Annotated in this window: 6 protein-coding genes; 1 reads left to right on the top strand and 5 read right to left on the bottom strand. The window is 44.1% G+C overall.

Annotated features, from left to right (window positions below):
* Positions 1–272: 272 nt before the first annotated feature.
* The 5 genes from AC6B99_RS32860 to AC6B99_RS32840 all read right to left on the bottom strand — a co-directional run bounded on the left by AC6B99_RS32860 (position 273) and on the right by AC6B99_RS32840 (position 5,778).
* Positions 273–1,169 carry an alpha/beta hydrolase family protein gene (locus AC6B99_RS32860; protein ID WP_056038929.1) on the bottom strand — a complete coding sequence of 299 codons (897 nt, stop codon included), beginning with the start codon at positions 1,167–1,169 and terminating at the stop codon, positions 273–275.
* Between the two features lie 33 nt (positions 1,170–1,202).
* Positions 1,203–2,078, bottom strand: coding sequence for an AraC family transcriptional regulator (locus tag AC6B99_RS32855; RefSeq protein WP_056038926.1), 876 nt, complete (start codon positions 2,076–2,078; stop codon positions 1,203–1,205).
* 196 nt (positions 2,079–2,274) lie between these two features.
* The gene (locus AC6B99_RS32850) at positions 2,275–3,402 is read right to left on the bottom strand and encodes a tyrosine-type recombinase/integrase (protein WP_496665117.1); all 1,128 of its coding nucleotides are present in this window, start codon (positions 3,400–3,402) and stop codon (positions 2,275–2,277) included.
* 737 nt (positions 3,403–4,139) lie between these two features.
* A complete protein-coding gene (locus AC6B99_RS32845; protein WP_494883651.1) occupies positions 4,140–4,853 on the bottom strand; it encodes an AEC family transporter in 714 nt (237 codons plus the stop codon).
* Positions 4,854–5,088: 235 nt separating this feature from the next.
* Positions 5,089–5,778, bottom strand: coding sequence for a metal-dependent hydrolase (locus AC6B99_RS32840; protein ID WP_056038915.1), 690 nt, complete (start codon positions 5,776–5,778; stop codon positions 5,089–5,091).
* A gap of 113 nt (positions 5,779–5,891) precedes the next feature.
* On the opposite strand from AC6B99_RS32840, the gene AC6B99_RS32835 reads away from it, so the two are divergent.
* A complete protein-coding gene (locus AC6B99_RS32835; protein WP_496665116.1) occupies positions 5,892–6,698 on the top strand; it encodes a PaaX family transcriptional regulator C-terminal domain-containing protein in 807 nt (268 codons plus the stop codon).
* Positions 6,699–7,116 lie beyond the last annotated feature (418 nt).

The raw sequence follows: 7,116 nt of genomic DNA, 5'->3' as shown, positions 1-7,116 counted from the left end.
GAAAAACCTTCCAGCAACTGCAGAGAAGGTTCTTTAGCACGCCTATTTTTAGTATACTGCCAACGCCAAATAAATTTAAGAGAAAAATGTTGACAAGATATTAGCTGGTTTTAGCTTAATACCCCACCGAATCTACCTTTGTCGAACGGCTTCCAATGAAATATGTAGCCCCACTTGCCAGTACTGTCAAAAAAATCCCCGTTTTTATTAAACATCATATTTCCCTCCCGATGGGTAGTGCACACTTATACGCTTGCGATACATTTCGTTTCCTAATCATAAGTCAACAGAAACTTTACTACCTCAGTCTTCAGCGTTTCGTGAAATTGCACGCGATCAAAGCCAGGTGGGTCCTGTGAGGGGGGAAAGGCGGGTGAAATCATCGCAGCTGGGAAAGGACTCAGGAAGGAAAAGTGTCCGGCATTCTCCACCGTCCGATAGCGAATCATCCGTGGTTCGGCAACACCTTTCAAGATGATCTGTGCGTGAAATGGAGGTGTGTACGGGTCTCGCTCCGCGTCCAGCATGAGAATGGGGAGACGAACGTCGCTTAATGCCCCCTCATTCCGGAACCAAACGGACGCCGGGGCCAGCAAAATCAGGGACTGGATTCGCGAATCGCGAAGGACATCGATTTGCTGCGGCTTCCCATTGGGGCTCTCATTAGGGAAGGAGGTCGGGACGCCGCCAGCTGCTGCCAGCGCGGTGTAGCCGCCCATGGAATGCCCGATGACCGAGAGGCTTCCCGGCTGGATAAGCCCCTTAAACCTCTCATCTTCAAAAAACCAGTCGGCTGCCATGCGAAGGTGCTGGGGTCGATAGGTGAGGTTTTGGACCGTACCTTCCAAACTATTATCGTTGCGGTTATTGTGCGGATGTTCGGGCAGGCCAACGATAAAGCCGCTGCGTGCCAAATGCCGAGCAAGCGACCAGTACACAAGCGGCGAACCGCCTGTACCGTGTGAAATGAGGACCAACCTAAACTTTCCCTCCCTCGGCGCTGCGTCTCTGGCCACTTCCAACGAGTACGGCCCTAGACGATCAGCCTGTTCCGGTGCGTCTGTCGGATACATCACGATCATAGGAAAGGTCACCCTCAATGAGTTTTCTGTAATTTGTACCTCGCAGCATCCTGCGTATCCTTCATTAATTTCTGCTTTTTTGTTCATCTTGATTTCTTCCTCTCCTTGAGAGATACGCTCCTAAGATGGCGAGCTAACGGGAATATATATGTCCAATACCGAATCCTCGTTCGTCGGTCCTAGATATCGTTGGTCGTAACGCGCGAACTCCGGGGCATTCGTACGAACGCTGCCTGACTGGGGTAACCACGTTTCGTAAATGTATTGGAACGTATCGTTGAGTCTCGCTAATGTCCCCTTATGAGTAAAAACCGCATAAGTTGCCGCTGGTAGCAGCTTAGCGACCATTCCCAAGAGAACCGTACTCTCCTCGCTGGTCGCCTCGACACAAGCGGTATAAGTGACTTCCCATTGCTCGCCCGTAAGTTCAATGACCGCATAAAATATGTCTTCCGTATCCGGTTTTCGCTTAATTTCAAACACACGCTGCCTAAAGCTCCGCCATAGCATTCCGACCTTGTCCGAATTGACACCCGGTATCGACATGCCGACCAAATGCAGATTGTCCAGGCAGACAAAAGCTGGCACGAGGGAAAAGCCCTTATGCAAATGTTGCAGCCCCACTTCATCCAAAGGAAGCTTCTCCATGGCCCGGAACAACGTGTCCTTCATGTCCCTTTGCTTGCGAAATTGTCCTGGCGAGATGGAGAACATTTTCCGAAAGGCTCGGGCGAAGGATTCCTGGGACTCGAATCGGTACTGGATGGCAATATCTATGATCCTTTGGTTGGTATGAAATAAATCGTATGCCGCGTGCGTCAATCTCCGCTTGCGTATGTACTCTGAGACGGAGGATCGGGTAACTGATAGGAAGATCCTGTGAAAATGGTAAGGCGAATAGCCGGCAGCTTCTGAAACCTTGGCGCTTAAACTCTCATCGGTCAGATGATTTTCAATATAGGAAATGGCCTTGATTACCGAATCTTTATAGTTCACATTAATGCCTCCATAGAGATATTATCACTGTACGACAGATGAAACGCTCGGTTTTGATATTTTTTGCGGAATGTTACTTTTCTTACCGTTCAATATAAATGGTCTTCTCAGGATAAGCAGAAAGCTCTTGCTCTAATCTCTCATGAAAGCTCAATTCCTCACGGTATGTACGTAGAATAGTTTTTTTCATATTCAATCACCTTGAATCCTTTATATTGATCTGAAATGCTGTCTGTGCTTTCTCCCAATCCTTACGAATGTCATCTTCTGAAAGATGTAGGTATAGATTCATCGTGGTCTGAATCTGCGAATGCCCTAAACGTTCCTGCACTTGCTTTATGTCTTTGGTTTCTTGGTAATACATCGTAGCGTGTGTGTGTCTAAAAAGGTGGGGGTGAAGTTTGCGAATTCCCGTTTTCTCCCTTAAACGCTTAAAAAGAGCTTCTGCAGCGGTAAGTGTCAGGGGCTTACCTTTATTTTCACCTCGAAGAATTACAAAAACGAAATTGGAACGAAAGTCCAACTCATCAAGGACTTCATATAAGTAGTCATCAAACAAGTCCATTAACGCTTGGGACACATATATTCCGCGCTCACCTGTTTTGAGCATGGCTCCGTTTTCTAATTCCCCTCGATCTTTTAGAAAAATCCGATGGCCTCTGTAATCAAACTTAAAATATTCCAAATAGAGTGAGAGGACTTCACCAATTCGCAAACCTGTTTCAAATAACACTTGGATGAGAAACTGATCTCTGATGTTTGTTGTTGCGTTTAGCACTTGCTGCACTTGTTCTTTTGAAAGTGTCTCAACATTTTTGCGTGGCTCTTTAATTTTTAATATATTTCTTATAGACGGCTTGTCCTTATGGACGTGATGCAGAAAGCTTTTATATCGTGATCTTCCTCCAGTAAATACCTGTCGCATTAACTTCTCGGACATATCATCGGGAAGCTCTTCATTTCTATACAAGTAATCATAAAAGTTTGTAACAGCTGTTACTGTTAGATTAATGGTCTTTTCTGTCCTCTTTGTTTGAATCGGTTTAAGTGGAGTTATCTTGTTGCTTTCAAAAGGGCTGCGCAACCAACCAACGAATTCCACCAAGTCTTCTAATCGAATATTATTGTGATCTTTATTCGTCTCTTTTAAGTACGCAAAATACTGCTTTAACGCATAACAATACGTTTTCTGCGTATTTCTACTTTTTCCCGTATTGTCTAAGTATTTTAGGTATTTCAAAACAGGGATCACAGGTAAACCATTTCCATCTATCAACACGTAACGTTTGTTGTTATCCATTAGGATAACTTCTTGTACTCGCATCGACTTTCACCTTCCAACATTAATTGATTACGCTCGGTTTTTAACCACTCTACGCCTCCCGCTATGGGCTACGCCCTCCACAAATAGAATCATATGTTGCATTTAATCCTTACATTATATACATTGTAAACAGTAACTTCGATGTCTAAATAATGAATCTATCATATATAAATATAGTGGATATATGCTCATAAATTGAACATAGTATCCACTATTTATAATAGTCTAATTAATGAAAAATAAAGTGTTAGACTCGGAAAATAAAGTTGTAGACTAAGAAAATAAAGTATTAGACCGGCACCGGTGTTATGCTAAGGACAGTTTACGTTATGAATCACACCTTCCTTTCCGTGACAGTTTGAGTTCTGATTGGTGATTTTAGGTAAAGGAAGGTAGAGAGCTCATTAGGGTTATCATTTGCTTAGTGATTCTAATTTCAATGTTTGGAACGCAAACTTAAATTTGTAATGCACTGGGTAAGAAGTTTGTTGAGGACTCTAGGGAACTGCAACTTCAAGATATGCTGGTGTTGCTTTTACTGCCGCATACCCCGAATTACAACGTTGGCTGAATACGACATAACGGCAGTAAAACTTCGTCAGGCATTCGATTAAGATTCGGACTTGCCTTGACGGGAAAGCGAATATTACAAGATGTGGAACCTCGGTCCTTTTTGAATCGAGGCTCTGTTTTGAACGTGATCGACTTGTCACAGCGCAAACGAGTTGCCGGTTCTTTTAGAATATTACCATCGCAAGATTTACGACAACGGTCAGCGTAATGCTACTTAGAAGCATTGACACAAGAACCGCTTGTGCTGCGAAACCTGGCTCGTTGCCATATTCGAGAGCGAGAGCAGCACTATTGCGTGATGTCGGGATGGCGCTGGCAATAAACAAGGCTTGTGCGGTAATGCCGTCAAGGTGCAGCAGCAGGATTAACCCATAGGCACAGATTGGCGATATGATCAGTCGCACGATGCTGCTGAGCAGAACGGCCGAAGTATGCTGCTGCAACTTTGAAGAAGCGATCTGGGCTCCGATCGAGACGAGCGCGAAAGCGAACATTCCTGTTGATATTTGATCCAACGGAAGAAGAATCGGATCAGGGATTTGTATTTGACAGAACCGCAATATCGTACCGGCTGCAATCGAGTATAGAACCGGCATTTTGGCAAACTGTAATAGCGATCCTTTTAATCCCGAGACCGTTTTGCTTGCGTTAAGAAGTCCGAACGTAAACGTAACGAAGAGCTCAAAGACGACCACGATGACTTGAATCGACATGGCCAAGGCATCTTGCTTGAAGGCTAATGCGTTAATCGGTATTCCTACGTTGCCATTGTTTGTTAAGGAGACGCTGTTGGAAAAGCTTGCGGCTAGCGGCCTGGAATAGCCCATGATCCGGCTAATCGCATATCCGATTATGACAATAACTATGAATTGGATCATCAAAAATCCGAAAACGGACGCGATTAGTTTGGTTGACAATTCCGCTTCGTATATTTTAACGAAGGCTAAAGCAGGTACATAGTAATTTATAATGAGCTTTGAAAAACTATTCAAGTCGAACTTGAAACGCCGATGAAGAATGGCTCCAATTCCAATTGGTATCAGGATAGGAAGCATAATGTGATAGAACGTATAAAGGATGGGCATTGTTACCACTCCATTCGGGGCTATTCTCTCAGTTGACCTCTATCATCTCGCCAGGTACCATGGCCGTACCTGAAATTCCTTTGCGGGACAAACTTTCAATAAAGCTTCCTCCGTCCTGCTGTATAAGAGGAAACGTTCCGTAATGAATAGGAACGACATGTCGAGCCTGAATCCACTCCGCAGCCACCAGCGCATCGGAAGGTCCCATTGTAAATCGGCCCCCGATGGGAAGGAACGCGATATCGATATCGAATCTTTGGCCGATCCATTTCATATCGCCGAACAATCCCGAATCTCCGGCGTGATAGATAATCTTGCCTTCCATCTCGATTACGTAGCCTACAGGGACGCCCGCATATAGCCGTTGTCCGTCAACAGCCCGTACGGATGAGGTATGAATGGCTTGAGTAAGATGGACGTTACCGAAATCGAAAGACCACTCGCCGCCTACATGCATAGGCTCAGTTTTTGCTCCTTGCGAAGCCAAGTATTCCGCCAGTTCTTCTACAGCGATGATCGGAGCATTATTTCGTTTTGCAATGGATACCGCATCGGTGATATGATCGTCATGACCATGCGTCAGCAAAATATAATGTGCGAGAATGTCATTGGCTTTCACGACTGCTGCGGGATTGGCGTCAATGTAAGGGTCGATGAGAATAGAATGAGAACTGCTAGTTAATTGGATGCAAGAATGTCCATGGAATAAGATTTGCATACGTATCCTCCTCTTTTTATAACAAAAATAACTTCGTTCGTTGATTTTTATGTTATAATTGTTTTAGTGGAATGTCAATACATTCACATTTATTTTTCTGGGAGGTTTCTACCTTGTTATCGCTGGAAAAACAAATTCTATTCCTGATCTCCTCGACCAAGACGGAAGGTGTCGAAGTTAAACGGCTTGTCGAAATTTATGAAGCGCGAGGAATCGACCACCAAGTCGTTCGGAATGCACTTCTTCACATGAAAAAGGAAGGATACCTATATTCGAAGGAACGTTCGAAATACGAAATTACGAGGCAGGGTCTGGACTTTATCACGACGATAAATCAAAAACCGCTACTGCTTGAAAAGCCTTGGGACGGTAAATGGTTAACGGTCATGTTTGAGGTGCCTGAATCAGAACGAAAAAAGCGGGACTCTTTGCGTAGCGACCTGCTGCAGCTTGGATTCGGAGCGTTGTACAAAAGCGTATATATTACCCCATGGGATTATGTTGAAGAAGTGCTTCGTTTCGCCAAACAATATGACTTAGAGGGTCGTTTGACCTTACTGAAAGGATCTTTCGTCTCACAAGAGCAGCCACTGGCTCTAGTGAAGCGGCTTTGGCCTTTGGATGATTTAAATGAAGTTTATAGAGCGAAAATCAAATGGTTTCGTTCCGATTTTGCTTCGGAAATTGATCCATTGTTACGAGAACCTTCTGACGGTCTTGCCTTGTTTGTCCGATTTCTGGAATTGGGCGAATTGTTAGCGGATTTAAGTCTCAACGACCCAATGTTACCGGAGGAGCTGTTGGGTAAGAATTGGCTGGGAAGAGCCTGCTTCCAAGAAATGCAGCAATGTCTGCGACAGCTGGCGAATGCCATACCTATGCTATCCCCGTATAGATCGTTCGTTGCCCCGTTTCTATAAGGATTCGCTTCTTGCACATGGAATAGCTAAGGTGGCAAAAAATAAAGTGATTTTTAAGAGAGCATTCAACGGGATACGATAGCTCAATGATAAGAGGCAGTCTACGACTTTATTTTCCAAGTCTACAGACTGCCTTTCATTATTACGGAGGGTTAGTCTAACACTTATTTCTTGAAAGCTGATGATTCTCTATACCTAAAATCGCATAAAATCAACGAGTCCAGTCTAAGCCTTTATTTTTCGCGTTCATCGGTTAGATACCTCAGCTTGTATGAACAAAGCTAAGGTATCTTTTGTATGAGGGAAAACCCGCTAAAGAAGGATTATATGTCATAATCTGCCGCTGCGTTTTTGTTTATGAGAGTCTAATGCTTATTGCTGGCTTTCATCCTAATTAAAAACCGTATAAAACCTGAAT

Source organism: Paenibacillus liaoningensis (assembly GCF_059609455.1).
Note: the sequence above shows the minus strand (reverse complement) of the source record. Positions and strands in the feature narration are given on the sequence as shown.